The organism is Streptomyces sp. CB02923, assembly GCF_001905005.1.
Classification (GTDB): domain Bacteria; phylum Actinomycetota; class Actinomycetes; order Streptomycetales; family Streptomycetaceae; genus Streptomyces.
The window spans coordinates 948,625-972,650 of the sequence record NZ_LWKZ01000001.1; the positions used below are offsets into that span (position 1 = coordinate 948,625).

Here is a 24,026-nt window from a genome sequence, read left to right on the forward strand (position 1 = left end):
TTGAACGAGACGTTTCGTCTCGCTTAGCTTGAGGACGTGCCGAACCAAGAGCAAGACAAACGTGCCCATATCGCCATGTTCTCCATCGCCGCCCACGGGCACGTGAACCCGAGCCTCGAAGTGATCCGGGAGCTCGTCGCCCGCGGGCACCGCGTCACGTACGCGATCCCTCCCCTCCTGGCGGAGAAGATCGCCGGGACCGGCGCCGAGCCGGTCCCGTACCGCACGACGCTGCCGTCACCCGACAGCGACCCGTCGGCGTGGGGCACCACGCTGCTCGACAACGTCGAGCCGTTCCTGGACGACGCGATCCAGGCGCTGCCGCAGCTCATCGAGGCGTACCGAGGGGACGAGCCGGACCTCGTACTGCACGACATCACCTCGTACCCGGCACGCGTCCTGGCCCACCGCTGGGGCGTGCCCGCGATCTCCCTCTCGCCGAACCTCGTCGCGTGGCAGGGGTACGAGGAGGAGGTCGCCGAGCCGATGTGGGCAGAGCCCAAGGCGACCGGGCGCGGCAGGGCGTACTACGAGAAGTTCACCAACTGGCTGGCGGAGAACGGGATCACGCAGCACCCCGACCCGTTCGTCGGCCGTCCGGGCCGGTCGATCGTGCTCATCCCCAAGGCGCTTCAGCCGAACGCCCACCGGGTCGACGAGAAGGTGCACACCTTCGTCGGCGCCTGCCAGGGCGATCAGGCCGCACAGGACGGCTGGGAGCGGCCCGCGGACGCCGAGCGTGTGCTGCTCGTCTCGCTCGGCTCGTCGTTCACCAAGCAGCCCGGGTTCTACCGCGAGTGCATCAAGGCGTTCGGCGACCTGCCGGGCTGGCACGTCGTACTCCAGGTGGGCAAGCACGTCACCGTCGACGAGCTGGGGGAGGTCCCCGCCAACGTCGACGTGCGCGACTGGGTACCGCAGTTGGCGATCCTGAGGAAGGCGGACGCCTTCATCACCCACGCCGGAGCCGGCGGCAGCCAGGAGGGACTGGCCACCGCGACGCCCATGGTGGCCGTCCCGCAGGCCGTCGACCAGTTCGGCAACGCGGACACGCTCCAGGAGCTGGGCGTGGCCCGCCACATCCCGATGGACCAGGCGGACGCCACCACCCTCCGCACAGCGGTGCTCGCCCTCCTCGACGACCCGGAAGTGGGACACCGCCTCGCCACCATCCAACGGCAGATGGCCACCGAGGGCGGCACCCGCCGGGCGGCTGACCTCATCGAGGCGGAATTGCCCGCCGGAACGGCCGGGATGGCTGAGTAGAGAGGCCGGCAGCACCTGGGCGGGAGCCCGGCGGAAGCCGCCGTCTCACATTGGGACGAATGACCGTTCCAGGGCGCCGTCGCTCCTCCGAGGCATCACCATTTCCTCATGGCTACTTCGGGGGCACGCGGCGGTCGTCTCGGCGGACTGGGGCAGTGGTGGGGTGTTCTGGCCGGCGCCTTACTGATCGCGGCATGGGTCAATTCCGCCGCGGGTCCGGCTGTAGTGATCACGCTGTCCGCCGTCGTGTTCCTGTGGAGCTTCTTCCAGGCGCCGGTGACGTGCAGGGCCCCGGTACGGGGGCATGCGGACGGCTGCCGCAACAATGCCTCCGGGCTCCTGCTGGGCTGCCACATCCGCCAACACCGTTGGCAGAAGCTGAAGATGCTGGTCGTCCGCCGACAGGTGCGCGCCTTCTGCGCCGGTCTCTTCTCGGACGGCAAGGCGACGGTCGTCACGCTGGCCGGGCTGGGGAGCTTCGTTTCCGGACTCGTCGCTCTCGTCCCCGGTGTTGTCGTTCACTGAGCCGACGTGAGGGACACAGGCGAGCCTGGGGCCCCGTAAGTGGCTTGTGAGGCTTGGTTGTTGTTGTCAGTGTGGTCGGGGAGAGGGCCGGAGGCGTTACCCCGGGGGTAACGGCTGAGGTCATGGCGGCAGGGTGGAGGAGGGCGCGTGGGCGCAGGTCGGGGCGGGTTCGCCGTGCGGGTTTCCGTGCGCGGGTACGAGACGGACTCCCAGGGGCACTTGAACAGCAGCGTGTACCTGCAGTACGCGGAGCACGCCAGGTGGTCGCTGTTGCAGGCGGCCGGTATCCAGCAGAGCGACTTGCTGGCCAAAGGAGTCGGGCCGGTCACGCTGGAGACCACCGTCCGGTATCTGCGGGAGCTGCGGGCCGGTGACGAGGCCGAGGTGACCTGCGCGTTCGTGTGGGGTGAGGGCAAGACGTTCCGGATGGAGCAGGAGATCCGGCGGGTGGACGACGGCGCGGTGGCGGCCCGGGTGACGGCGGTGGGCGGGCTGATGGACCTGACGGCGCGGAAGCTGGTCGGCGGTCCGGCGGAGTACTTCCGGGCGCTGGCGGGGGAGCCGGGGTTGTTGGGGGTGTAAAGGGAGATGGGGGGAGAGCTGGAGGGCTGGGGTCAGGGGTGGTGGTTCAGTCTTGCGCGGTCGGCGGCTGCGGCGCCCTGTTCCCAGCCCGCGGCGTCGCGTACGCCGCGCATGCGGACGGCGGCCGTGTCGGGGAACAGTTCGCCGGTGGTCTCGGCCACGGCGACCTCGCGGGCGGCCAGTACCGGCAGGAGGTCCGGCGCGCCGCCCGCGGCCTCGGCGGTCGCCTCGTCGGTGGCCGCCGCCAGGCGGGCGCGGATGCGGTCGGCGTACGCGACGAGGAAGGTCTGCCGGAAGTCGCGGGTGCGGCGGGACCGGCCGCGGCTGTGGTGCTCGTCGCCCGCGCGGTGCATGGCGGTGGTGGCCTGGAGGAGCAGCGAGGTGTAGAGCAGCTCGGCCGCCTCCAGGTCGGCCTCGAAGCCGACGAGGGTGGAGAAGCCGACGTCACCGGACCAGACGGCCTGGCAGCGGTTGGCGGCGGCGACGGCGTCGAGCAGCAGCGCCTTCGCCTGCTCGTACGGGCCCTCGATGCCGATACGGATGGCCGAGGGCGCGCCGGCCGGGCCGCCGCCGTGGCCACCGGCCGCTCCGGCGTGGTCGAGCAGCGCCTCGTCGATGCTGTGCCGCGCCATCAGCTCCTGGGCCTTGGCCGACAGCGCCTCGGCCTCCTCCGGGTAGTCCGTACCCTCGGCCTTGGCCAGCAGGCCCCGGATGCGGCCGAGGGCGCGTGACTCGGCGGGGGTGCCCGCGCGTACGGGCTGCGGGGCCGGCAGGGGCGTGATGCGGGGCAGCCGTCCCAGGACGCGCAGCGCTGCCAGCACGTCGTACGTCGTCTCGAAGCGCGAGCTGCGGCGGCGGTGCGCAAGCTCTTCCAGGTAACCGGTTTCCGACGCCCACCAGACCTCGGCGTCCAGGTCGCGCAGCTGCGCTGTCCAGCGGGGGCCGCGGGCGCGCTCCGCCGCCCGTCCCGCGCACTGCGCCTCGGCTGCCATCGCGTCCACGACGACGGCGGTGGGCGCGCCGCCGCCCGTCTCGCGCCGTACGATCCGCTCCAGGTCGGCGGGCTGCCAGCCGCCCTGCCAGCAACGGCGTACGCCGTCCTCCGCCGCGGCCAGCAGTGCGGCGCTGACGGCCGCCGGGCCTGCGGGCGCGGCTGCCAGCATCGAGGCGCCGGCCTCCAGCGCGTCTTCGGCGGGTGCCCCGTCCTCGGCGTACCGGACGCTGCCGACCACGGTGCCGATCAGTTCACCGGCCGCGGCCCGGCCCTGCTGCCGCTGTCCGTCCTTGCGCTTGCTCACCCGGCCACTTTACGGAGACGGGCGGCTCCCCCGGTCATCGAGGGAACCGCCCGTCGGCGCGTACGCGGGGGGGGGAGGCGTGGGGCCGGGAAGGGCTACTTCACGGCGCTGCCCGCCACCCACTCGTTCCAGTCCATGTTCCAGCCGTTGAGGCCGTTGTCGGGCTTGATGGTCTTGTCCGGGGAGTTGACCATGTGGACGACGTCGCCGACCAGCGAGTTCTGGTAGAACCAGGCGCCGTCCGTGCCCGGGTCGCCGGCGCCCTTCGCGTCCTCCAGGCCGATGCAGCCGTGGCTGGTGTTGGCGTTGCCGAAGATGCCCTTGCCCCAGTAGTTGCCGTGCAGGAACGTGCCGGAGTTGGACAGGCGCATGGCGTGCGGCACGTCGGGGATGTCGTACTCGCCCTTGCCGTCGTTGTTGGTGAAGCCGACCGTGGAGCCGTCCATCCGGGTCTGCTGGTACTTCTCCGAGACCACCATCTTGCCGTTGTACGTCGGGTGGTCCTTGCTGCCCGCGGAGATCGGGATGGTCTTGATCGTCTTGCCGTCGCGCACCACGGTCATCTGGTGGGTCTTGGCGTCGACGGTGCTGACCTGCGAGCGGCCGACCTGGAAGTTCACCGACTTGTTCTGGACGCCCTTGACGCCGGGCGCGGCCTCGACGCCGTCCAGCTTCAGGTCCACGCTGATCTTGGAGTTGGGCTTCCAGTAGTCCTTCGGGCGGAAGTCCAGGCGCTGGTCACCGAACCAGTGACCGACGACGTCCTGGTTGCTGCTGGACGCCACCTTGATCGCGGACTGGACGTCCTTCTTGTTCTTCACCGGCTTGTCGAAGGTGACCGACACCGGCATGCCGACGCCGACGGTCGAGCCGTCCTCCGGGGTGTAGTTCCCTATGAAGCTGTTCTTCGGGGACACCGTGGTGAAGGTGGAGTGCTCCACCGCCTTGCGGCCCTCGGAGTCGGCGGCGTGGGCGGTGATCGTGTACTTGGTCGAGCGCTCCAGCTGCTTCTTCGGCTTCCAGGAGCTGCCGTCGGCGGCGAGCGTGCCCTCGACGGGCTTCTTGTTCTCACCGGAGGTCATCTTGACGTCGGTGAGCTTGCCGCTGTCGACGGTGACCTTGGCGGCGCTGTTGATGCCCGCGTCGTCCGAGCCGTTCTTCGGCTCGATCTTGATCTTGGCTTCCGAGGCGTCCTTGGCCGCCGCCTCGTCGACCTTCTTCGTGTTGTCGTGGCCGCCCCCGTCACCGCCGTCGCCGCCACCGCATGCCCCGAGTGTCAGCACACCCCCGAGCAGCGCGGCAGTGGCTATCAGGCCCTTGCGACGCTTGCTGTCCGTCATCACACGATTCTCCATTGCCTTGCTGCCGAACCCGGAAACCCCCGAGCCGGGCGTCGCACCGCAGACTGCCGGTCCGACACCTCAGCAACGTCTGTTCCGTTTCGTCCGTTCCATACATGGCTCGGTTGTGGGAAACGCCACGCAACCCCCGTACGGCGACGGCCGTCGTACGGGGATCACGTGGCGTCCGCGGGGCCGGGTGCCCGCGAGGCGTGCGGCTGTGCGGCGGGCGGCCGCGGGGCGGATGTCCGTGGGGCGGGCCGTCCCGGCCTCAGAAGCGGACCCGCACCTCGTCCCCGGCCCTCCCGGCGCCCCCGGCCCCTTCGGAGTCCTCGTCCTCCGGGACGTCGTCGTCCTCCGCGTCGTGCCCGAGGACCCACTCCGCGTCGGCGTCGTAGTCGATCTCCTCGCTGCTCCACGACGCCTGCGTCAGCTCCACCCCCGGCACGCTCTCGACCAGGTCGAAGGGGTCCACGAGGTACGCCAGCGCCTCCGCCGGATCGGTCCGGACCGTTTCCTGCGCATGCCCGCGCTCCTCCGCGGGTAGAGAAGGGTCACCGTTGATGTGGTCGAGTGCCGCGCCGGTCAGCCGGTCCGAATCGGCGACCTCCATGACCAGTTCGACGTGGAGCCGGACAAACCGTGATGTCTCGTCATTGCTCATGTCTGGGAGCGTAAGCACCACCGGCTCCTGACTTCCCCACGACCCGCGGCTGTCACTAACATCTGTTGTCAACGGTCAATTTGCCGAGCCCACAAGGGGGATCGTTTCCGTGCCCGTGACCGCTCGTCGACCACTGCTGACCGCCGCAGCCGCGGGATCGGTACTGCTCGCCCTGTGGTTCGTACCGTCCGCGAACGCCACCGTCGAACACGGCGACCGGAAGACGCACGGCAATCCGGCCCAGCAGGCCGCCACCCCGCAGTCGAACGCCGCCGCGCAGCCCGGTCAGGCCCAGCAGGGCGCCGGGGACGAGCAGGACACGCTCCTCGCCGACACCGGCGCCTTCGACACCACGCCGTACGTCATCGGCGGTGCCGCCTTCCTCGGCCTCGGCGCCGGGCTGGTCGGGTTCTCCGTCCGCCGCACGCGCGGCGACGCGCTCTGAGCAACCCGACCTGGCAAAGAAGTACGGAAGAAGCACGGAATACGCGCGTCGGCGCGCGAAAACCCGCCAGGCCGCGTAAGGGCGCGACGGAGCGTGGATCTCCGGGGGCGGGGCAGCCCGGCGAAGCGGGCCACGCCCGCCCCGGACCGGCGCCGCCCGTCCCCAGGCCCTGTCCGCCCCTCCGGACCTATTCGCGCCGCCGGGTCCGCCCGCTCCCCGGCCCCGCCGTCAGGCCAGCTCGCCGGTGACCGCCTCGACCGCCTCGACCAGCCGGCCGCCTCGTACGAAGTCGTACGCGGCCTCCAGGTCCGGCGCGAGGAAGCGGTCCTCCCCCGGGCCCTGGACGCCCGCGGCCCGTACGGCGTCCAGTACCGCACGGGTGGCCGGCGCCGGGGTCAGGCCCTCGCGCATCTCCACCGCGCGGGTCGCCGCGTACAGCTCGACGGCGAGCACCCGGGTCAGGTTGTCCACGGCGGTACGCAGCTTGCGCGCCGCCGACCAGCCCATCGAGACGTGGTCCTCCTGCATCGCGGAGGACGGGATGGAGTCCACCGACGCGGGCGCGGCCAGCCGCTTCAGCTCGCTGACCAGGGCCGCCTGCGTGTACTGGGCGATCATCAGGCCCGAGTCGACACCCGGGTCGCCGGCCAGGAACGCGGGCAGGCCGTGCGAGCGGTTCTTGTCCAGCAGGCGGTCCGTACGGCGCTCCGCGATCGAGCCGAGGTCGGCGGCCGCGACCGCGAGGAAGTCCAGTACGTACGCGACCGGCGCGCCGTGGAAGTTGCCGTTCGACTCGACCCGGCCGTCCTCCAGCACCACCGGGTTGTCCACGGCGGCCGCCAGCTCGCGGCCCGCGACCAGGCGGGCGTGGTCCAGGGTGTCCCGGCCCGCGCCCGCGACCTGCGGGGCGCAGCGGATGGAGTACGCGTCCTGGACGCGCGGCGCGTCGTCCTGGTGGTGGCCGGTGAGTCCGGAGCCGGCCAGGACCTTGAGCATGTTGGCGGCCGAGGCGGCCTGCCCGGGGTGCGGGCGGATGGCGTGCAGCTCCGGCGCGAGCACCTTGTCCGTACCGAGCAGCGCCTCCAGGGAGAGCGCCGCGGTGATGTCCGCCGTGGTGAACAGGCGGGCCAGGTCGGCGCAGGCCATGACCAGCATGCCGAGCATTCCGTCGGTGCCGTTCAGGAGGGCCAGGCCCTCCTTCTCACGCAGCTCGACCGGCGCGATGCCGTGCTCGGCGAGCAGCTCGCCGGCGGGCCGTACGACGCCGTCGGGGCCCTCCGCCTCGCCCTCCCCCATGAGCGTCAGCGCGCAGTGCGACAGCGGTGCGAGGTCGCCGGAGCAGCCGAGCGAGCCGTACTCGTGGACGACCGGGGTGATCCCGGCGTTGAGGATCTCGGCCATGGTGCCGACGACGAGCGGCCGGACGCCCGTGCGTCCGGAGGCCAGGGTCTTCAGGCGCAGGAACATCAGCGCGCGCACCACCTCGCGCTCCACCCGCGGGCCCATGCCGGCGGCGTGCGAGCGCACGATGTTGCGCTGGAGCTGGGCCCGCAGCTCGGGGCTGATGTGGCGTACGGCCAGGGCGCCGAAGCCCGTGGAGACGCCGTACACCGGTTCCGGCTTGGCGGCGAGGTCGTCGATGACCGCGCGGGCGGCCGCGACGGCCGCCATGGCCTCCTCGGACAGCTCGATACGGGCGGCGCCGCGGGCGACGGCGATGACGTCCTGTGCGGTCGTGCCGGACGTCCCCAGCACCACAGTGTGCATATCCATATTCAGGCACCCTAGAGACTGAATCCCTGGATGTCACCACTGGATTTCCAGCAGGCCGGCCGCCGAGCGGCCGTTCCGCCGCCACTGCGCGGGAGACGGCTCACCCGGCGCCGAGCGGGCGGCTCACCGCCGGAAGCGGCGGCGCTCCGTCGACGGGGCGGGCTCCGGGGCATCCGCCAGGCGGACCACCGGGTCGCCCGTTCCGCCGTCCCGGCCCGCGACCACAGGGGCCCGCGAACCGGCCCCCTTCGCCCGGTACTGGGCGGCGTCCGCCAGCCGGAACAGCCGCCGGGCCGAGCGCACCGGGCCGATCGGGTCGCCGGTCGACGCGACGCCGACCGCCACCCCCTCGCCCAGCTCCAGCTCCGCCGCGCGGTCGCACAGCTCCCCGGCCACCTTGGCCACCTCGTCGGCCGACGGCCCCTCCGTGAGCAGGCAGAACTCGTCGCCGCCGAGCCGGGCGGCGAGGGTGCCCGGCAGTATGGCGCCGCACAGCGAGAGCACCGAGCCGAATCGTTCCAGCAGCCGGTCGCCGACGGCGTGCCCGCGCGAGTCGTTCACCCGCTTCAGCCCGTTCAGATCGCACACCACCAGGCTCACCACCGCGCCGTCCCGGCGGTGGCGCTCCAGGGCCTCGTCGAGCCGCATGTCGACCGCGCGCCGGTTGGCGAGACCGGTCAGCGCGTCCGTGAACGCCAGCCGGCGCGCCTCCGCCAGCCGCTCCGTCTGCGCGATCCCGGCAGCCGTCACCGCGGCCAGTACGGTGGCGAAATCCGCGTCGGCACGGGTGAAGACCGGCTCCCCGGCCGAGCGGGCCACGTACAGCTCGCCCCACGCGCGCCCGTGCAGCACGATCGGCGCGACCACGCAGCAGCCGCGGCCCCGGCGGCGCAGCGCGGCCACCCGCTGGTGGTTGTACGGGCCGTCGTCCGTCCCGTCCCCGGCGGTCTCGACCCAGGCGTTGGGCTGGCCGCCCCCGGCCCACTGCTCGTGCAGAAACCCGACGATCTCCGGGAACTCGTGCACCGGGTACGACTCGCGCTCCGGGTACTCCGTCTCCCCCTCGGCCAGTGCCCCGACGTTGACCAGCACTTTCAGCTGTCCCAGCTCCCGCTCCCAGGCCGAGATCGCCGCGAAGGAACCCCCCAGGGCCGCCCGCACCCCTTCCGCGGCGGCCCGCACCGACTCGCGCGGGGTGTGCGCCGCCGCCATGGCCTGCGCCAGTGCCACCACGGCCCGCAGCCTGTCATCGCCCTCGCCCGTCACCGGACCTCACATTCCGTCACCGTGAGCACTTCGTGTCACTACAGCGTAGGAACGATGGCGGGCGTCCGCCCTTTTCCGCCGGGCCGGGCCCGGAGGCGGCGTCCGGAGGCGATACCCGGCGGCGGTGCCCGCGCCCGGCGCGGACCGGGGGCCTACTCGCCCGGCCACTCCGGGCGCCGCTTCTCGTTGAAGGCGGAGACGCCCTCGGCCCGGTCCGCCGAGAAGGCGACGCTGCGCCACGCGCCGTCCTCCAGGTCCAGGCCGGTGCGCAGGTCGAGGCCGTGGCCGAGGCGCAGGGCGCGCTTGGCCGCGCGGAGGCCGACCGGGGAGTTGCGGGCGATGCGTCCGGCGAGGGCCAGGGCTTCCGGGGTGTCCTGGCTCTCGTCCACCAGCTGGTCGACGAGCCCCAGCTCCCGCGCCTCCGCCGCCTCCACCCGGCGTCCCGTGAAGATCAGCTCGGCCGCCCTGGCCGCCCCCACCCGCCGCGGCAGCAGCTGCGTGCCGCCGCCTCCGGGGATGACGCCGACCGACACCTCGGGCAGCCCGACCACGGCGGTGCGGTCCGCCACGATCAGGTCGCAGGACAGCGCCAGCTCGTACCCGCCGCCGAGCGCGAAACCGTGTACGGCCGCGATGGTCGGCATCGGCAGTTCCAGGACGCCGGTGTAGGCGGCACGGGCGCGCGGGCGCTGCCGCATCAGGTCGGCGTCGCTGAAGGAGTTCCGTTCCTTCAGGTCGGCGCCCACGCAGAAGGCCCGCTCGTGGGTGGAGGTCAGCACGGTGACGCGTACGTCCCGGTCGGCGGCGAGCGCGGCGCAGGCGGCGCCGATGCCGTCGGCCATGGCCGTGGACACGGCGTTCATCGCCTTCGGCCGGTCGAGCCGCAGTTCGGCCACGTGGCCGTGCCGGTGTACGCCGACGAAGTCCCCGAAGCGTTGCGTGTCCATGCAGCACCCTCCCTGGTTAACGATCGTTCCGTCACTTTAACCAGGGGGCGCGCCGGACCGGGGGCGTACCGTTCAGCCGCGACGGCTGAGCAGCCAGGGTTCGACGACCCCCAGCCCCCGCACCGGCCGCTGCCACATCGGCTGCAACGCGAACCGGTACTCGGGCAGCGGTCCCGCGCCGCCCTCGGCCGCCGCGGCGGCGGCCTTCGCGTCGGCCTCGGAGACCGGCGCCTCGCCCGTCCGCCCCAGCTCCTCCGCGAACGCCTCGTCCACCAGCACCGTGTCCTTCGGGGCTATCGACGTGAGGCGGCTGGCCAGGTTCACGGTCGTACCGAAGACATCGCCCATCCGCGTCGTGACCGTCCCGAACGCGATGCCGACGCGCAGCTCCGGCATCGTCTCGTCGTTGGCCATGGTCTCGATGAGGCGGAGGCCGATCTCGGCCGCCGTCCCCGCGTCGTCGGCCGCGAACAGCACCTCGTCGCCGAGCGTCTTGATGAGCCGGCCGCCGTGCGCGGCGACCAGGTCGGCGGCCGTGGTCTCGAACGCCTCGACCAGCTCGCCCAGTTCCTCCTCCTCCAGGCGGCGGGTCAGCCGGGTGAAGCCGACCAGGTCGGCGAAGCCCACGGCGAGGCGCCGGTCGACCATCTCCGCGTCGTCCTGGGCCTGCACGACGCGGCCGGTCGCGGCGGCGAGCTGGCGGCGCCAGACGTAGACGAGGAACTCCTCCAGCTCGGGCAGGAGGAGTTCGACGAGGGGGTAGGTGATTTCCGTACGGGTCAGGCCGGAGTCCTGGGGCTCGGTCAGGCCCTCCAGGAACGAGTCGATCTGCCAGTCGGCGAGCCGGGCCGTGGTCTGCCCGGTGGAGCGGGCCACCTGCACCGCCATCGCCTCGCTGAGCAGACCGGCCTCCACCAGGCCCGCCAGCCGCCGCAGCGCCAGCACGTCGGCCTCGGTCAGCGCCTTGACCTGGCCGATGTCCGCGAAGCCCATGGCGCGCCAGAAGCGGGAGGCCAGCTCCATGGAGACACCGGCGCTGCGGGCCGCCTGGAAGGGGGTGTAGCGGCGGTCGGAGCCGAGGATCAGCTGTTCCAGGCGGATGGCGATGGTGTCGTCGTCGGGTTCGCCCCCCGCGCCGTCGGCGCGTGCCGCGCCGTCCGCAGGCGCCGGGCCGTCCTCACGAGGAGCGGCCCCCGTCTCACGAGGGGCGATGTCCGCTTCGCGCGGGCCGGCTCCCGCGTCGTCGGCGGTCACCGCTCGCTCCCTGTCCGTTCCCTGCGCACTGCCCTTCCGATCACTGCTCGTTCGTTCGCCCGCTCCACGGCGGACGGCCTCAACGATACGGCAGGTGTGCTCTGGCTCACTCTCACGCCCCGTCGCTATCGCCCCGATCGACACATAAGTGCGATTGCTCCCGTGCCTTCTTGACCAGGATCTGATCATTTCTGACCGCCATGCGGACGCGGGGAGGAGCGAAGGCGCGCATCGGCGCCACCGGCCCGGCCGCCGCGGGAGAGCGCCCGGAACTCCGCCGCCGACGGTTGGACGGCAGTTGGACACCCCGGGAGGGGAGCAGGACTCCCGCCCCGGGGACAGCCCGTACCCTCGGCCCGCTTCTCTCAGCCCATTCCCTCGGCCATTCCCTCGGCCATTCCGTCGGCCGTTCCGTCGGCCGTTCCGCCGACCTGTTCCCCCGGCCGCTCGCTACGCCCCCGGCGCCGGCCGCAGATGCACGATGTCCCCCGCCGCGACCGGCCGCTGCATGCCCTCCTCCGTGGCGAGCACCAGCCGCCCGTCGCCGTCGATGGCCACCGCCTCGCCGAGCAGTTCCCGGTCCCCGGGCAGTTCGGCCCGTACGGCCCGGCCGAGCGTGGCGCACCCGGCCGCGTACGCGTCCTGGAGGCGGCAGGCCGCCGCGTCGCCGTCCGCCGCGGTCCACTGCCCGTACCAGTCCTCGACCGACCGCAGCACGGCCCGCAGCACCGGGTCCCGGTCGGTGACCCCGGCACCGGCCAGGGCCAGCGAACCGGCGCCGGGTACGGGCAGTTCCGAGGCGCGCAGCGACACGTTCAGGCCGATGCCGACGACCACGCCGTCACCGGCGCGCTCCGCGAGGATGCCGCCGGCCTTGCGCTCCTCCTCGCCGACGGTGACCAGCAGGTCGTTGGGCCACTTCAGGGCGGTGTCCACGCCCGCGGTGCGGGCCACCGCGCTGGCCGTCGCCACCCCGGCGAGCAGCGGCAGCCAGCCCCAGCGCTCCACGGGGACCCGCGGGGTGAGGTAGAAGGAGAAGAAGAGGCCCGAGCGCGGCGGCGCCGACCACCTGCGGTCCAGTCGGCCGCGCGCGGCCGACTGCTCCTCGGCGACGAGGACGGCCCCTTCGGCCAGGCCTCCGGCCGCCCGTGCGGCGAGGTCGCTGTTGGTCGAGCCGGTCAGGGGCACGACGTCGATGTCGGTCCACAGCGACCCGGGCCGCAGCAGGGCGCGCCGCAGCGCCGTCCGGTTCAGCGGCGGCCGCTCCAGGTCGGACCAGCGCCCCCCGGCCGCACCGCCGCCCGGCCCCGTCCCCGCACCCTGCCCGGCCCGCGCACCCGCTTCCGGACCCGCTCCCTGACCCGCTCCCGGCCCCGCCGCGGCGCCGCGCTCTTCGCGCGCCGCATCGCCGTCGCCGCCGCCCGAGCGGTCTTTGTCCTGGTTTTCCGGTGGTTGAGGCGTCATGGCCCCAGCCTAGGTGTGGTCAACGACGCAGTGCCGCTGAGCAGTCCCGCCGATACGCTACGAAGCGGTAGCCAACCCCGTTCAACCCCCGTACCCCCCTCGTACGAGCACCAGTCCAGCCTCGTACGAGCACCAGTCCAGGACGAGCAGGAGCCGCATCCCGATGTCCGAGCCGGAAGCACACATCACCACGACCGCGGGCAAGCTGGCCGACCTCCAGCGCAGGATCGAGGAGGCCACCCACGCCGGGTCGGCGCGGGCCGTGGAAAAGCAGCACGCGAAGGGCAAGCTGACGGCGCGTGAGCGCGTGGAGCTGCTGCTCGACGAGGGCTCGTTCGTCGAGCTGGACGAGTTCGCGCGGCACCGTTCGACCAACTTCGGGCTGGAGCAGAACCGGCCCTACGGCGACGGTGTCGTGACCGGTTACGGCACCGTCGACGGCCGCACGGTCTGCGTGTACTCGCAGGACTTCACCATCTTCGGCGGTTCGCTGGGCGAGGTCTACGGCGAGAAGATCGTCAAGGTGATGGACTTCGCGCTGAAGAACGGCTGTCCGGTCGTCGGCATCAACGACGGCGGCGGCGCCCGCATCCAGGAGGGCGTCGCGGCCCTCGGCCTGTTCGCGGAGATCTTCCGCCGCAATGTGCACGCCTCCGGCGTGGTCCCGCAGATCTCGCTGATCGTCGGCCCGTGCGCGGGCGGCGCGGTCTACTCCCCCGCCATCACCGACTTCACGGTCATGGTCGACCAGACCTCGCACATGTTCATCACCGGGCCCGACGTCATCAAGACCGTCACCGGTGAGGACGTGGGCTTCGAGGAGCTGGGCGGCGCCCGTACGCACAACAGCACCTCCGGCGTCGCGCACCACATGGCGGGCGACGAGAAGGACGCCATCGAGTACGTCAAGGCGCTGCTGTCCTACCTGCCGTCCAACAACCTCTCCGAGCCGCCCGCCTTCCCCGAGGAGGCGGACCTGGAGACCTCGGAGTACGACCGCGAGCTGGACACGCTGATCCCGGACTCGGCGAACCAGCCGTACGACATGCACACCGCCATCGAGCACGTCCTCGACGACGGCGAGTTCCTGGAGACGCAGGCGCTGTTCGCGCCGAACATGGTCACCGGCTTCGGCCGGGTGGAGGGGCACGCGGTCGGCGTGGTCGCCAACCAGCCGATGCAGTTCGCGGGCACCCTGGACATCAACGCGAGCGAGAAGGCCGCGCGGTTCGTGCGCACCTGCGACGCGTTCAACGTGCCCGTGCTGACGTTCGTGGACGTACCGGGCTTCCTGCCGGGTACGGACCAGGAATGGGACGGCATCATCCGGCGCGGCGCCAAGCTGATCTACGCCTACGCGGAAGCGACGGTTCCGCTGATCACGGTGATCACGCGCAAGGCGTTCGGCGGCGCGTACGACGTCATGGGCTCCAAGCACCTGGGCGCGGACCTGAACCTGGCCTGGCCGACCGCGCAGATCGCGGTCATGGGCGCGCAGGGCGCGGTCAACATCCTGCACCGCCGCACGCTGGCCGCCATCGAGGACCCGGCCGCGCAGGACACCCGCCGCCAGGAGCTGATCCAGGAGTACGAGGACGCCCTGCTCAACCCGTACGTGGCGGCCGAGCGCGGCTACGTGGACGCGGTGATCATGCCGTCGGAGACCCGTCGGCACATCGTCCGCGGGCTGCGCACGCTGCGCAACAAGCGCGAGGCGCTGCCCCCGAAGAAGCACGGCAACATTCCGCTGTAGGACCGCCCGTGCCCGCCACCGACGGCGCAGCCCGCCGCTCGCCGCAACCCCTCCAGGAGGTCGGTTGACCATGATCAAGGTCGTCCGGGGCAACCCCACACCCGAGGAGCTGGCCGCCGCACTGGCGGTGGTTCGCACCCGCGCGGCGGCGGCCGCTGCCGCCGCCTCCGCCGCGCCCGGCGCGGACCGTACGGACGAATGGGCCGACCCGGCGTCCACGGTCCCGCGCCGCCGGCTGCCGCACCCGGGCCCGCGGGCCTGGCGTACGAGCTACTGGCCCCGCTGAGGCCCGGCAGCCGCACGCCGTGGTATCGGCACCCGGCGGCGCTTGAGTACGCGTACTCAGGCGCCGTCGGCGTTCCGGGCGCAGGATCGAAGGATGCTGTGGTCCGATCCGCCCGACGAGCCTCCCGAGGAGCTCCGCCAGGTACAGGCGATGCTCCGGCGGATGGGCATCGTGCTGGCCGTCGCCGCGGTCGTGCTGATGGTGATGCTCGTGGGCGGGGCCTGAGCGCCGGAAAGCGAGCGGGGCCTGAGCGCCGGAAAGCGGCCTACGCGCGCGGACGGCACCCCGCACGACGGATTCAAGCCCCGCACGGCGAAAAACGGACGAAGAGCATCAGCTCACACACCCCGACTGCAACCGCCACGCCCGCTTGCGACATCCTTTACCGCTGAAGGCCGCAATTCGGGCGTCTGTACGGCCGGTCCGCGCGGCGCCGGGCCGTACGGCAAGGGAGTGGAGAGCGATGAACAGGCCTCTGAGACACATAGCCGTCTTCTGCGGGGTGCTGGTACTGGCTCTGCTGGTACGCGTCACCTGGGTCCAGTTCGTCCAGGCCGAGTCGCTGGCGAACGACGAGAACAACCGCCGGGTGAAGATCGAGGCGTTCTCCTACCCGCGCGGCAACATCATCGTCGGCGGCAAGCCGATCACCGGGTCGGTCGCGACGTCCGGCGACTTCAAGTACAAGCGGGTCTACAAGGACGGCCCGATGTACGCGCCGATCACCGGCTACGCCTCGCAGTCGCAGGGCAGCACGTTCCTGGAGGGTGTCTACAAGGACATCCTCAGCGGCAAGGACGACAAGCTCTTCCTCAAGCGCGCCAAGGACATCCTGACCGGGGAGAAGCCGCGCGGCGGCGACGTGCTGACGACCATCAGCGAGAAGGCGCAGCGGGTCGCGTACAAGAGCCTGACCGACCTCAAGGCCAAGGGCGCGGTGGTCGCCCTGGAGCCGGGCACCGGCAAGATCCTCGCCATGGCGAGCACGCCGTCCTACGACCCGTCCGTCTTCGCGGGCAGCTCCTTCAAGGAGGGCGACAAGTACACCGCCCTCATCAAGGACAAGACCAAGCCGATGAACAACCGGGCGTCGCTGGAGATCTACCCGCCCGGCTCCACGTTCAAGATCCTCACCGCCGCCGCGGCGCTGGAGCACGGCATGGTCCCGGACATCGACACCCCGGTGAAGTCCCCGGTGCCGTACACGCTGCCCCAGACGTCCACCAAGGTCGGCAACGACATCGCCACCGCGCCGTGCGAGAACGCGTCCCTCAAGGTCGGTATGCAGTGGTCCTGCAACAACACCTACCTGGAGGCGGCGAACCGGCTCGGCAAGGACAAGATGCGGGAGACGGCGGAGAAGTTCGGCTTCAACCAGAAGCTCTTCACCCCCGTGCGCACCGCCACCAGCGGCTACCCGCAGAAGCTGGACAAGCCGCAGACCGCGCTGACCGGCATGGGCCAGGGCAGCCTGACCAGCACGCCGCTCCAGATGGCCATGGTCGTCGCCGGACTCGCCAACAACGGCAAGGTGATGCAGCCGTACCTGGTCGAGGAGACGCGCGGCCCCGACCTGTCGACGATCGAGAAGTTCGAGCCCAAGGAGCTGAACCAGGCCGTCTCCGAGAGCACCGCGAAGAAGGTGCAGGAGATGATGGAGAACACCGCGGAGAACGGCACGGCGAAGAAGGCGCTGATCGACGGCGTCAAGGTCGGCGCCAAGACCGGTACCGCCCAGCACGGCGCGGACGTCCGCGACGAGCGCCCGTACGCCTGGTTCGTCTCGTACGCCAAGCAGGGCGACGGCTCGCCGGTCGCGGTCGCGGTCTTCGTCGACCCGTCGGACATGGACATCCCGCGTTCGGAGATCGCCGGCGGCAAGCTGGGCGGCCCGATCGCCAAGAAGGTCATGGAGGCCGTGCTCGGCAAGTGAGCCGGGGCGGGCCGTAGCGGCAGCGGAGCGGCAGCGGAGCGGGGCGGGCACCGGACGGTGTCCGCCCCGCTCCGTACGATGGCGGCCATGACCGTTCAGCCCGGCGCCGCCCGCCGTCTCGTCCTCGCCTCCCAGTCCCCCGCCCGGCTCGGCCTGCTGCGCCAGGCCGGGCTCGCGCCCGAGGTCGTCGTCAGCGGCGTGGACGAGGACGCGATCAGCGCGGCCTCCCCCGCCGAGCTGGCCCTGGTGCTCGCCGAGGCGAAGGCGGCCGCGGTGGCCGCGCGCCCCGAAGCCGCCGGTGCCCTGGTCATCGGCTGCGACTCGGTGCTGGAACTGGACGGGCGGGCCCTGGGCAAGCCCGCCGACGCCGAGGACGCGACCGCCCGCTGGAAGTCGATGCGCGGCCGCTCCGGCGTCCTGCAGACCGGCCACTGCGTGATCGACACGGCGGACGGGGGCCGCCGGGTGTCGGCCACCGCCTCCACCACCGTCCGCTTCGGCGAGCCGAGCGACGCGGAGATCGCCGCGTACGTGGCCTCCGGCGAGCCCCTGTACGTGGCGGGCGCCTTCACGCTCGACGGCCGGTCCGCGCCGTTCGTCGACGGCATCGACGGCGACCCCGGCAACGTCATCGGCCTGTCCCTGCCGCTGCTGCGGCGCCTGCTGGCGGACCTGGATGTCGCGATCACCGATCTCTGGGCTTGACCGGTCGGACACCCTTTCGCCGGTGCGTTCCCGGCCTGCCGGCCGGCCGGCGCGACAAAGGCGTATGTCCGGCTTCCATCGCATTTGAGCCGGGGCCAATAACCGGCCCGGCCGGGCCCCACCACAATCCGGCTCTATTCCCGGCGTGACCCAGGGCACTCTTTCCGATGTTCCGGCGGGTTGCACCGGGAATGCTGTGTCGTGTTGAATTCGGAACGACCGCCGCGCCCGGGGATAAGGGGCGCGGCACCTCTACGGCTCCTTATCTCGGGGCCGTTCGCGGTAACTCACGGGGAAGTTGAGTAAATGAATAAGGGTATACGTACGCGCCTGCTGTCCGGTGCCGCTGCCGCCTTCGCTGCCTCGGCGCTCGTACTGACCACGTCGCCGGCGCACGCCACTTCGGCCTCGACCTCGGTCGGCATCCCGGGTGGCAACAAGATCTCGATCAACGCCTGGCACTGCGGTTTCTACACCTCCGCCTGTGACTGGAAGGCCTCCACGAAGATGTCGGGGAAGAACCCCCGCAAGGCGAAGTGGATCCAGAACCGCGCCCAGCTGCAGGCCCACGGCGTCAGCGTCTCCATCAAGATCTCCAAGAACCCCGAGGCCACGCTCACGATGAAGAGCAAGTCCCTGGGCGAGGTCCGGTGGAAGAACACCAAGGCCAACATCTCGGACACCCACGGCCAGATGCGTCCGGGCGGCATGACCACCTACGTGTCGACCAAGAGCTGCGGCTCGGCGAAGATCACCAACTCGATCAACGTCAGCGAGAAGTGCGCCTACGCGGGCGCCGCCTGATCGCATTCAGCTTCGGCTGAGCCGAGGCGGTGCGTGGACTGAGTAAAGGTGTCACACCGTCAGGGCCCGACGGTGTGGCACTTTTTCGTGAGCTGGAGAGAAGACGCACGGGGGCGTTCGTGAAATTCCGTACGGCAATTGCCGGAAAACTGGCGACCCGCTTTGCCGGGGCCGCCGTGTGCGTCGCCCTCATGGCATCGTGCACCTCCACGCCGGAAGAGCCGGAGGCCCAAGACCCGGCCGCCGCCCGGCAATTCGACCTCTTGGTCAGCAAAGAGAACGGCTACTACTACCACCCGTTCCTGCGCCAGTCCCCGGCCGGCCCCCAGGCACAGTCCTACGCACTGCGGACCCTCACCGAACTGGGCAGCTCCCCCAAAACCAGCATGGACTCGGCCCAGGCCGAGTCATTCCGCCAGGGAGCGCTGGAGACCTCCTCGCTCTGGGGCCGCAACTGGATGATCGCGCTGCGCCAGGCCGGTGCCGGTGAGGTGCTGGGCGCGGGCGACGCCGAAGCGGTGAACAAGACGCGGAACAAGGGCGGTTGGTACGTCGACTCCGCCCTCGGTGACGAGGACGACGCGGCGCGCCTCGGCTCCACCTGGGCCGCCCTCGAAGTGCTCGACGCACTCGGGCGCCTGGACGCTCTCCCGTCGGCGGACCGGTCGGCCACCCTCGACTGGCTGCGGTCGCTGGCCGCCGAGCCCCGCCCCGTCGACCAGAGCAGTGCGCTGGCCCGCTGCCTCCAGCTGCTGAAGGAACCGGTCCCCGGCGCGCTCACACAGGCCGCCGCGCCGCGCACGGACGACTTCGCCCGGCTGACACCCGACGCGCGGGCGTCCCGGCTCGCCGACACCTACAGTTACGTGGTGGTGCAGGAAGCGGCCGGGAAGCGGCCCGCGCCGGACCGCAAGGTCTGGGAGCCGGTGCTCAGGGACGGCGCCGCGACGCTCCCCCACGAGCAGCTCTACAAGCTGGTCCACATCCTGAAGGCGGCCGGTTCGCCGAAGGCCGTGTTCGCGCCGGTGGAGAAGCGGCTCGACGGCGAACGGCTCGACGACGGGACGGTCCGCGACCCCGGTGCCTACCTCGGCAACCCGGACGCCTCCCTCTTCGTACAGCGGCTGCGGGCCCTGGCCGGCTGGTCGCGCGAGGACGCCGGGCTGCTGACGGCGCTGGAGCGCGAGGAGAAGTCCCACGACGTGAGCCAGGAGAGCGCCGAGCGGCTGAACCGGGCCGCCCTGCGCAAGGTCACCGCCGGAGGTGACGCCGGTGAACCGGCGCGGCAGCTGTGCGCCGACCCGCGGGTGCTGCCCGGCTCCGTCACCGAACAGAACGCCACCCAGTGGCAGCGCACCGCCCTGAACTGCGCCGACGCCGGTGCCCCGGTCGGCACCCCGAAGATCGGCAGCTGGCACCTGGACACCCCGGACCGGGTGGTGGCGGCGGCCACCGTCGCCGTGGGACTCGCCGACAGCGACCACCGCGACAGCATCCCGGCCTGGATCACCGCTGACGCCCTGGCGCAGTGGGCCCGCCATCCGGACCGGATCGACTCCGTGTACGGCTACGTCCTGGTCGTCCGGGCCTATGCGCTGCTCGGCGGCGAAACGGACGCGGCGCTGCGCGAAGCGCTCGGGCGCGGGGTCACGCAGCACAAGGGCTGCCCTGAGCTGCCCGACCTGTACCAGGTCGGCGGCGGCGACTCCGCCTGCGACCTGAAGACCACCTGGGGCGTGTGGACGCTGGACCGACAACTGCACGGCGCCATGGGATGGCTGCCTGCCACGAACCCGAGGGACAAGAAGTGAGCGAGAGTCCGGCACGCCCGTTGCTGCGGGCCGACGGCGTGGGCAAGTCGTACACCCTGCGCGGCAGGAGGGTCGACGTCCTGCGCGGCGTCTCCCTCGACGTACCGGGAGGGCAGATCACCGCCCTGGTCGGCCACTCGGGATCGGGGAAGACCACGCTCCTGCACATCCTCGGGCTGCTGACCCCGCCGGACAGCGGCCGGGTGCTCGTCGAGGGGGCCGACGGCACCGGGCCCGTCGACACGTCGGGCCTCTCGGACGGGGCGCTGGCGGATCTGCGCCGCAGGCGCCTGGGGTTCGTGTTCCAGTCGTACAACCTGCTGCCGCAGCACTCGGCGCTGCGCAACGTCGTCCTGCCCTTCCTGGGCAGCCGCGGCGAGGGCGAGACCCGCGCCAGGGAGCTGCTGGCCCGGGTCGGACTCGCGGAGCGCGCGGACCACCTGCCCGGTGAGCTGTCGGGCGGCGAACAGCAGCGGGTGGCCCTGGCGCGGGCGCTGATCAACGATCCGCCCGTCGTGCTGGCCGACGAGCCGACCGGCAACCTCGACACCGGCAGCGAGACCGTCCTGCTCGGACTGTTCCGGGAGCTGGCGGACGAAGGGCGGGCGGTGCTGCTGGTGACGCACAACCCGACGGTGACGGAGTTCGCGGATGTGGTGCACCGCCTGGAAGAGGGCACGTTCACCCCCACGGACACGCGGGACGCGCAGGACGAGCCGGTCACCAGGACGGAGAGTACGGAATGAACATCTTCAGTCTGGCGCTGGCCAACGTCCGTGCCCTGCGCCGACGGCTGTTCGGCCTGGTGGCGCTGGTCTCGGTCGCCGCCGCCGTCTGCATCGGCGCGCTCGGCATCGCCGACCGGGCGCAGAGCGCCACGGACACGGACGTCAAGGAGAGCAGCGCCAACCGCAGCGTCACCGTCGACCGCCCCGACCAGCGCCCCGACGCCCCCCAGCTGACGGAGCACGCCGCCGCCCGGCTCGCGAAGCTGCCGCACGTCGAATCCGTGCAGCACCGGGTGCAGGTGTCGTTCGGGGTCATGACCAAGGAGGGCGACACCGTACTGCTGTACGCGACGACCCACCGCCCGGCACTGCCCCCGCCGGTCACCAAGTCCGTACGTGACGACCTCTTCCCCCTGCGGCCGGGGGAGATCGTGGCCCCGGCCCTGTCGCAGGGCGTGGACCTGAGCAAGCTGGTGGGCCAGGACCTCGAAACCGAGACCACCCGCTTCGTCCGGCAGGGCGAGGGCACCGGGGTCACCGGCCACGCCCGCCTCGTCGGGGTGTACGACCCGACCTGGCAGATGGACAACCCGGACGCCGCGTACGCCGCCGACCCCACCGTGATCAAGTGGGCGGCGCAGCGCAGCGGGCAGCCGGAGAAGAGTTACCTGCGCACCACGGGGTACGACCAGTTGACCGTGGTCGCACGGACCGCGGCGGACGTGCCGGCCGTGACCGCCTCGGTGCAGAAGCTGGGCTATCCGGCCGTCACCCTCCAGCAGCAGCTCAGTGCCCTGCCCGGGGTACTGGAAATGATCAAAACAGTCGGCCGGGTGCTGCTCGGGGTGCTCGGGGTGCTGGCGTTCGTCGGCGCCGTCACCGTCACCGGCGCGCTGTCACGGCAGCGGGCGCAGGAGATCGGCATTCTCAAGGCGGTCGGTTTCCGGACCAGGTCGGTGCTGACGATGCTGGTCACGGAGATGGCGCTGGCCGGTGCCGTGGCCGCGCTGATCGGAACCGTGCTCGGCACGGCGCTCGGCAGCGGTGCCGCCGCGGTGCTGCGGCGCAGCACCGACCTGGCGCCCTACGTCGAGGGCTGGGTGCTGCTGCCGCCGGCCGGCACCCTGCTTCTGCTCTTCGGCCTGACGGTGCTGGTGGTGGCGGCGGGCTCGCTGGCACCGGCGCGCCGGGCCGCGAGGATGTCCCCCACAGACGCAATGAAGGACTGGTGAGTCAAGCCATGCCCTACCTCACGACACGCAAGCACCACCGGAGGCCGTCCGGTCCGGTCCGGGCGGCCCTCCTCCTGGCCGCACTGGGCTCGACGGCCGCGCTGACGACGGCCTGTTCCGCCGGTCCGGGCGGGGTGGAACTGGGCGACGACTGGGACGGCTCCCGTACCTTCGCGCTCGCCAAGGTCGACGGCCTGGTGACGGTCGTGGGGATCAACCCGGACCGGGCCCACGCACAGAGCCTGGTGGCCGTGCCCCAGCACTCCGACGACGAGGACGCGGTCAGCCCGCACATCGCCCGGCTGGCCGACGGCCGCTGGATGGTGACCGTGCCCCGCAAGGACGAACGGCCCGACCGGCGTTACCTGGTCAACCGCAAGGACCACACCCTGGACGGCGTGACGGCCGGGGACGAGCGGCTGCGCCGCATCCTGCCCGGCAAGACGCTGGTCGGCGAGGCCGCCGGGATGCCGGACGCGCGGACCGCGAGCGGCGGCCCGGCCTCCACCGTGCTGGCCCGCGACCCGGCGGACTGGTCCACCAAGCGCGAGCTGAAGGTCTCCGGCACCATCGGCTTCGCCGCCTCCGACCCGGCCTCGGACACCGTCTGCCTGGGCAGCGGCTCCGACGACCGCACCGAGGTCTCCGTCGCGAACCTGACCGACGGCAAGGTCACGCCCGTGGCCGTACCGGACGGCTTCGACGTCAAGGCCCTCGCGTGCAAGGCCGGGCGCCCGGTCGTCGCGGGCTCGGACGCGGACGGCAAGTCCGGGCAGGTGAAGGTCTCGGTCGACGGCGGCGCGGACGCCACGACGGTCTCGGTGAACGGCGGCCGGGTCGACGCGGTGCAGGCCGCGGGCTCGTCGATCGTGGTGGCGGCGGCCAAGGGCAAGGACACGGAACTGGTGGAGGTCGACGCGACCAGCGGCAAGGAGCTGCACCGTGCCCGGATCAAGGACCTCGCCGCGTCCTTGAACATCACCCCCACCAAGGCCGGCTGGCTCGTCTACGCCGAGAACACGGTGACCCGCGTGAACCTCGCCACGGGCGAGACCAAGCAGTTCGACCTGCCGGGAACCCTGCAGGACTCCTGACCCCGGCCCGTGGCCGGCCACGGCCGCGGAGCATGACGCAGGCCCCGTACGGGGGTGAGCCGCAGCGGACTGCGCCTCACCCCCGTACGATGCGTCTCTCGTGACCGGCGCGCTCGGGCTTCCGTACCGGCCCGGCGACCGCACGGACGCGCACCGCACCGCCCACCGCAGGCAACGTGGAGGAGAGCGTCATGAAGGTCGGCATGGTGGCCTACCACTACCCGCACGCCGAGCACCGCGCCGAGTTCGTCGCGCGCGTGGAGCGCGTGGCCGAGGAGTTCCGGCGGACGCCGGGGTGTCTGTCGGCGGACTGCTGGCTGGCCGCGGACGGTGACGCGGTCGTCTCGATCGTGCAGTGGGAGTCGGCGGAGGCGTCGGCCGCGTCGCTCGCCGCCGTACAGGCGACGCCCGGACTCGACGTCGCCTACGACGAGCGGGAGGCGCGGCCGCGCGAAACCGTGCGCCTCGTGGCGCCCTGACCTGCGCGGCCGCCCGGGGTCACGCCGCTGCCGTCGCGGTGTGCCGGCAGTGCGTGCACAGCAGGCGGCGGCCCGCCGAGTGGGCCGTGCTGCGGCCCAGACCCGCCGTACGGTGGACCGTACGCGGGACGGCGGCGGCGTGCGCGGCGCACGCCGCCGCTCCGCAGTCCGCGCAGACGGCCAGTGCGGCGGTCTCGCTGCCGAGTTCCGCACAGTCGAAGCACTGCATTCAACAACTCCTGGTGAGCTTGTTCCGTGATCCCCGGTGGGGCGACCGTTCTGAGTGAACGGCGACCGGCCCGCGCGCATTCCGAGAATTCGCGCGCGGTGACCACCGTCACGGTGCCGGAGAATTCGGCGGCTGCCCAGGCCCCTTT

At 72.0% G+C, this 24,026-nt stretch carries 24 protein-coding genes; 15 read left to right on the forward strand and 9 right to left on the reverse strand.

Translation table 11 applies throughout. From position 1 onward, the window contains the following. The first annotated feature begins 36 nt into the window (after positions 1-36). From mgt to A6A06_RS03990, 3 genes are all read left to right on the forward strand, one after another. Positions 37-1,266, forward strand: coding sequence for a macrolide-inactivating glycosyltransferase (mgt, locus tag A6A06_RS03980; protein ID WP_073758777.1), 1,230 nt, complete (start codon positions 37-39; stop codon positions 1,264-1,266). 108 nt (positions 1,267-1,374) lie between these two features. After that, positions 1,375-1,791, forward strand: a complete 417-nt coding sequence (locus tag A6A06_RS03985) for a hypothetical protein (RefSeq protein WP_073758779.1) — start codon at positions 1,375-1,377, stop codon at positions 1,789-1,791. Positions 1,792-1,938: 147 nt separating this feature from the next. Further along, positions 1,939-2,373, forward strand: coding sequence for an acyl-CoA thioesterase (locus A6A06_RS03990; protein ID WP_073758781.1), 435 nt, complete (start codon positions 1,939-1,941; stop codon positions 2,371-2,373). A gap of 32 nt (positions 2,374-2,405) precedes the next feature. Here A6A06_RS03990 and A6A06_RS03995 read toward each other — a convergent pair whose 3' ends face one another. The 3 genes from A6A06_RS03995 to A6A06_RS04005 form a co-directional block, all read right to left on the reverse strand. After that, positions 2,406-3,671 (reverse strand): DUF2786 domain-containing protein, encoded by a 1,266-nt coding sequence (locus A6A06_RS03995; RefSeq protein ID WP_079193767.1) that lies wholly within the window; start codon positions 3,669-3,671, stop codon positions 2,406-2,408. 95 nt (positions 3,672-3,766) lie between these two features. Then, entirely contained in the window at positions 3,767-5,011 is a 1,245-nt protein-coding gene (locus A6A06_RS04000) for a L,D-transpeptidase (RefSeq protein WP_079193768.1), read from the reverse strand. Positions 5,012-5,282: 271 nt separating this feature from the next. Continuing rightward, complete coding sequence (locus A6A06_RS04005; RefSeq protein ID WP_073759782.1) at positions 5,283-5,675, reverse strand: hypothetical protein; 393 nt, start codon at positions 5,673-5,675, stop codon at positions 5,283-5,285. Between the two features lie 115 nt (positions 5,676-5,790). Here A6A06_RS04005 and A6A06_RS04010 point away from each other — a divergent pair, with 115 nt between their 5' ends. Beyond that, entirely contained in the window at positions 5,791-6,120 is a 330-nt protein-coding gene (locus A6A06_RS04010) for a hypothetical protein (RefSeq protein WP_073759781.1), read from the forward strand. 228 nt (positions 6,121-6,348) lie between these two features. Here the strand turns inward: A6A06_RS04010 and hutH are convergent, their stop codons facing one another. The 5 genes from hutH to A6A06_RS04035 form a co-directional block, all read right to left on the reverse strand. Continuing rightward, positions 6,349-7,887, reverse strand: coding sequence for a histidine ammonia-lyase (gene hutH, locus A6A06_RS04015; protein ID WP_073758785.1), 1,539 nt, complete (start codon positions 7,885-7,887; stop codon positions 6,349-6,351). 129 nt (positions 7,888-8,016) lie between these two features. Further along, positions 8,017-9,105, reverse strand: coding sequence for a GGDEF domain-containing protein (locus A6A06_RS04020; protein WP_073759783.1), 1,089 nt, complete (start codon positions 9,103-9,105; stop codon positions 8,017-8,019). Between the two features lie 206 nt (positions 9,106-9,311). Next, positions 9,312-10,106 (reverse strand): enoyl-CoA hydratase/isomerase family protein, encoded by a 795-nt coding sequence (locus tag A6A06_RS04025; protein WP_073758787.1) that lies wholly within the window; start codon positions 10,104-10,106, stop codon positions 9,312-9,314. Positions 10,107-10,178: 72 nt separating this feature from the next. Then, entirely contained in the window at positions 10,179-11,360 is a 1,182-nt protein-coding gene (locus tag A6A06_RS04030) for an adenylate/guanylate cyclase domain-containing protein (protein WP_073758789.1), read from the reverse strand. A 450-nt stretch (positions 11,361-11,810) separates the two neighbouring features. After that, on the reverse strand, positions 11,811-12,824 hold the full coding sequence (locus tag A6A06_RS04035; RefSeq protein ID WP_242440547.1) for a biotin--[acetyl-CoA-carboxylase] ligase: 1,014 nt from the start codon (positions 12,822-12,824) through the stop codon (positions 11,811-11,813). 163 nt (positions 12,825-12,987) lie between these two features. Between A6A06_RS04035 and A6A06_RS04040 the strand changes: the two genes are divergently transcribed. The 11 genes from A6A06_RS04040 (at position 12,988) to A6A06_RS04085 (ending at position 23,649) form a co-directional block, all read left to right on the forward strand. Next, entirely contained in the window at positions 12,988-14,577 is a 1,590-nt protein-coding gene (locus tag A6A06_RS04040) for an acyl-CoA carboxylase subunit beta (protein WP_073758791.1), read from the forward strand. 70 nt (positions 14,578-14,647) lie between these two features. Continuing rightward, complete coding sequence (locus A6A06_RS04045; protein WP_073759785.1) at positions 14,648-14,863, forward strand: acyl-CoA carboxylase subunit epsilon; 216 nt, start codon at positions 14,648-14,650, stop codon at positions 14,861-14,863. A 93-nt stretch (positions 14,864-14,956) separates the two neighbouring features. After that, the gene (gene mmpB, locus A6A06_RS43445) at positions 14,957-15,088 is read left to right on the forward strand and encodes a morphogenic membrane protein MmpB (RefSeq protein WP_003981923.1); all 132 of its coding nucleotides are present in this window, start codon (positions 14,957-14,959) and stop codon (positions 15,086-15,088) included. Between the two features lie 238 nt (positions 15,089-15,326). Continuing rightward, positions 15,327-16,796, forward strand: coding sequence for a peptidoglycan D,D-transpeptidase FtsI family protein (locus A6A06_RS04050; RefSeq protein ID WP_073758793.1), 1,470 nt, complete (start codon positions 15,327-15,329; stop codon positions 16,794-16,796). 87 nt (positions 16,797-16,883) lie between these two features. Further along, entirely contained in the window at positions 16,884-17,501 is a 618-nt protein-coding gene (locus A6A06_RS04055; RefSeq protein WP_073759786.1) for a Maf family protein, read from the forward strand. A 306-nt stretch (positions 17,502-17,807) separates the two neighbouring features. Next, on the forward strand, positions 17,808-18,305 hold the full coding sequence (locus tag A6A06_RS04060) for a hypothetical protein (protein ID WP_242440548.1): 498 nt from the start codon (positions 17,808-17,810) through the stop codon (positions 18,303-18,305). A 191-nt stretch (positions 18,306-18,496) separates the two neighbouring features. Then, on the forward strand, positions 18,497-20,116 hold the full coding sequence (locus A6A06_RS04065) for a hypothetical protein (protein ID WP_073759788.1): 1,620 nt from the start codon (positions 18,497-18,499) through the stop codon (positions 20,114-20,116). Further along, complete coding sequence (locus tag A6A06_RS04070; protein ID WP_242440549.1) at positions 20,113-20,862, forward strand: ABC transporter ATP-binding protein; 750 nt, start codon at positions 20,113-20,115, stop codon at positions 20,860-20,862. Before A6A06_RS04065 ends, A6A06_RS04070 begins: the two co-directional genes overlap by 4 nt. Further along, positions 20,859-22,076: an ABC transporter permease gene (locus A6A06_RS04075; RefSeq protein ID WP_073758797.1), complete on the forward strand. Its 1,218-nt coding sequence runs from the start codon at positions 20,859-20,861 to the stop codon at positions 22,074-22,076. The genes A6A06_RS04070 and A6A06_RS04075 overlap by 4 nt, the downstream gene beginning before the upstream one ends. After that, complete coding sequence (locus tag A6A06_RS04080; RefSeq protein ID WP_199930665.1) at positions 22,073-23,170, forward strand: hypothetical protein; 1,098 nt, start codon at positions 22,073-22,075, stop codon at positions 23,168-23,170. Before A6A06_RS04075 ends, A6A06_RS04080 begins: the two co-directional genes overlap by 4 nt. Before the next feature lie 191 nt (positions 23,171-23,361). Continuing rightward, positions 23,362-23,649, forward strand: a complete 288-nt coding sequence (locus A6A06_RS04085; protein ID WP_073758800.1) for an antibiotic biosynthesis monooxygenase — start codon at positions 23,362-23,364, stop codon at positions 23,647-23,649. A 19-nt stretch (positions 23,650-23,668) separates the two neighbouring features. Here A6A06_RS04085 and A6A06_RS04090 read toward each other — a convergent pair whose 3' ends face one another. Beyond that, positions 23,669-23,878 carry a DUF2180 family protein gene (locus tag A6A06_RS04090; protein WP_073758802.1) on the reverse strand — a complete coding sequence of 70 codons (210 nt, stop codon included), beginning with the start codon at positions 23,876-23,878 and terminating at the stop codon, positions 23,669-23,671. Positions 23,879-24,026 lie beyond the last annotated feature (148 nt).

What these genes read in the sequence shown, in the direction of transcription:
- A6A06_RS04090 (WP_073758802.1), bottom strand. Translation starts at nt 23,878, where the DNA reads ATGCAGTGCTTCGACTGTGCGGAACTCGGCAGCGAGACCGCCGCACTG.
- mmpB (WP_003981923.1), top strand. Translation starts at nt 14,957, where the DNA reads ATGCTGTGGTCCGATCCGCCCGACGAGCCTCCCGAGGAGCTCCGCCAG.
- A6A06_RS03985 (WP_073758779.1), top strand. Translation starts at nt 1,375, where the DNA reads ATGGCTACTTCGGGGGCACGCGGCGGTCGTCTCGGCGGACTGGGGCAG.
- A6A06_RS04000 (WP_079193768.1), bottom strand. Translation starts at nt 5,011, where the DNA reads ATGACGGACAGCAAGCGTCGCAAGGGCCTGATAGCCACTGCCGCGCTG.
- A6A06_RS04060 (WP_242440548.1), top strand. Translation starts at nt 17,808, where the DNA reads ATGAATAAGGGTATACGTACGCGCCTGCTGTCCGGTGCCGCTGCCGCC.
- hutH (WP_073758785.1), bottom strand. Translation starts at nt 7,887, where the DNA reads ATGCACACTGTGGTGCTGGGGACGTCCGGCACGACCGCACAGGACGTC.
- A6A06_RS04025 (WP_073758787.1), bottom strand. Translation starts at nt 10,106, where the DNA reads ATGGACACGCAACGCTTCGGGGACTTCGTCGGCGTACACCGGCACGGC.
- A6A06_RS04085 (WP_073758800.1), top strand. Translation starts at nt 23,362, where the DNA reads ATGAAGGTCGGCATGGTGGCCTACCACTACCCGCACGCCGAGCACCGC.
- A6A06_RS04065 (WP_073759788.1), top strand. Translation starts at nt 18,497, where the DNA reads ATGGCATCGTGCACCTCCACGCCGGAAGAGCCGGAGGCCCAAGACCCG.
- A6A06_RS04055 (WP_073759786.1), top strand. Translation starts at nt 16,884, where the DNA reads ATGACCGTTCAGCCCGGCGCCGCCCGCCGTCTCGTCCTCGCCTCCCAG.
- A6A06_RS04020 (WP_073759783.1), bottom strand. Translation starts at nt 9,105, where the DNA reads ATGGCGGCGGCGCACACCCCGCGCGAGTCGGTGCGGGCCGCCGCGGAA.
- A6A06_RS04075 (WP_073758797.1), top strand. Translation starts at nt 20,859, where the DNA reads ATGAACATCTTCAGTCTGGCGCTGGCCAACGTCCGTGCCCTGCGCCGA.
- A6A06_RS04005 (WP_073759782.1), bottom strand. Translation starts at nt 5,675, where the DNA reads ATGAGCAATGACGAGACATCACGGTTTGTCCGGCTCCACGTCGAACTG.
- A6A06_RS04040 (WP_073758791.1), top strand. Translation starts at nt 12,988, where the DNA reads ATGTCCGAGCCGGAAGCACACATCACCACGACCGCGGGCAAGCTGGCC.
- A6A06_RS04050 (WP_073758793.1), top strand. Translation starts at nt 15,327, where the DNA reads ATGAACAGGCCTCTGAGACACATAGCCGTCTTCTGCGGGGTGCTGGTA.
- A6A06_RS04045 (WP_073759785.1), top strand. Translation starts at nt 14,648, where the DNA reads ATGATCAAGGTCGTCCGGGGCAACCCCACACCCGAGGAGCTGGCCGCC.
- A6A06_RS04035 (WP_242440547.1), bottom strand. Translation starts at nt 12,824, where the DNA reads ATGACGCCTCAACCACCGGAAAACCAGGACAAAGACCGCTCGGGCGGC.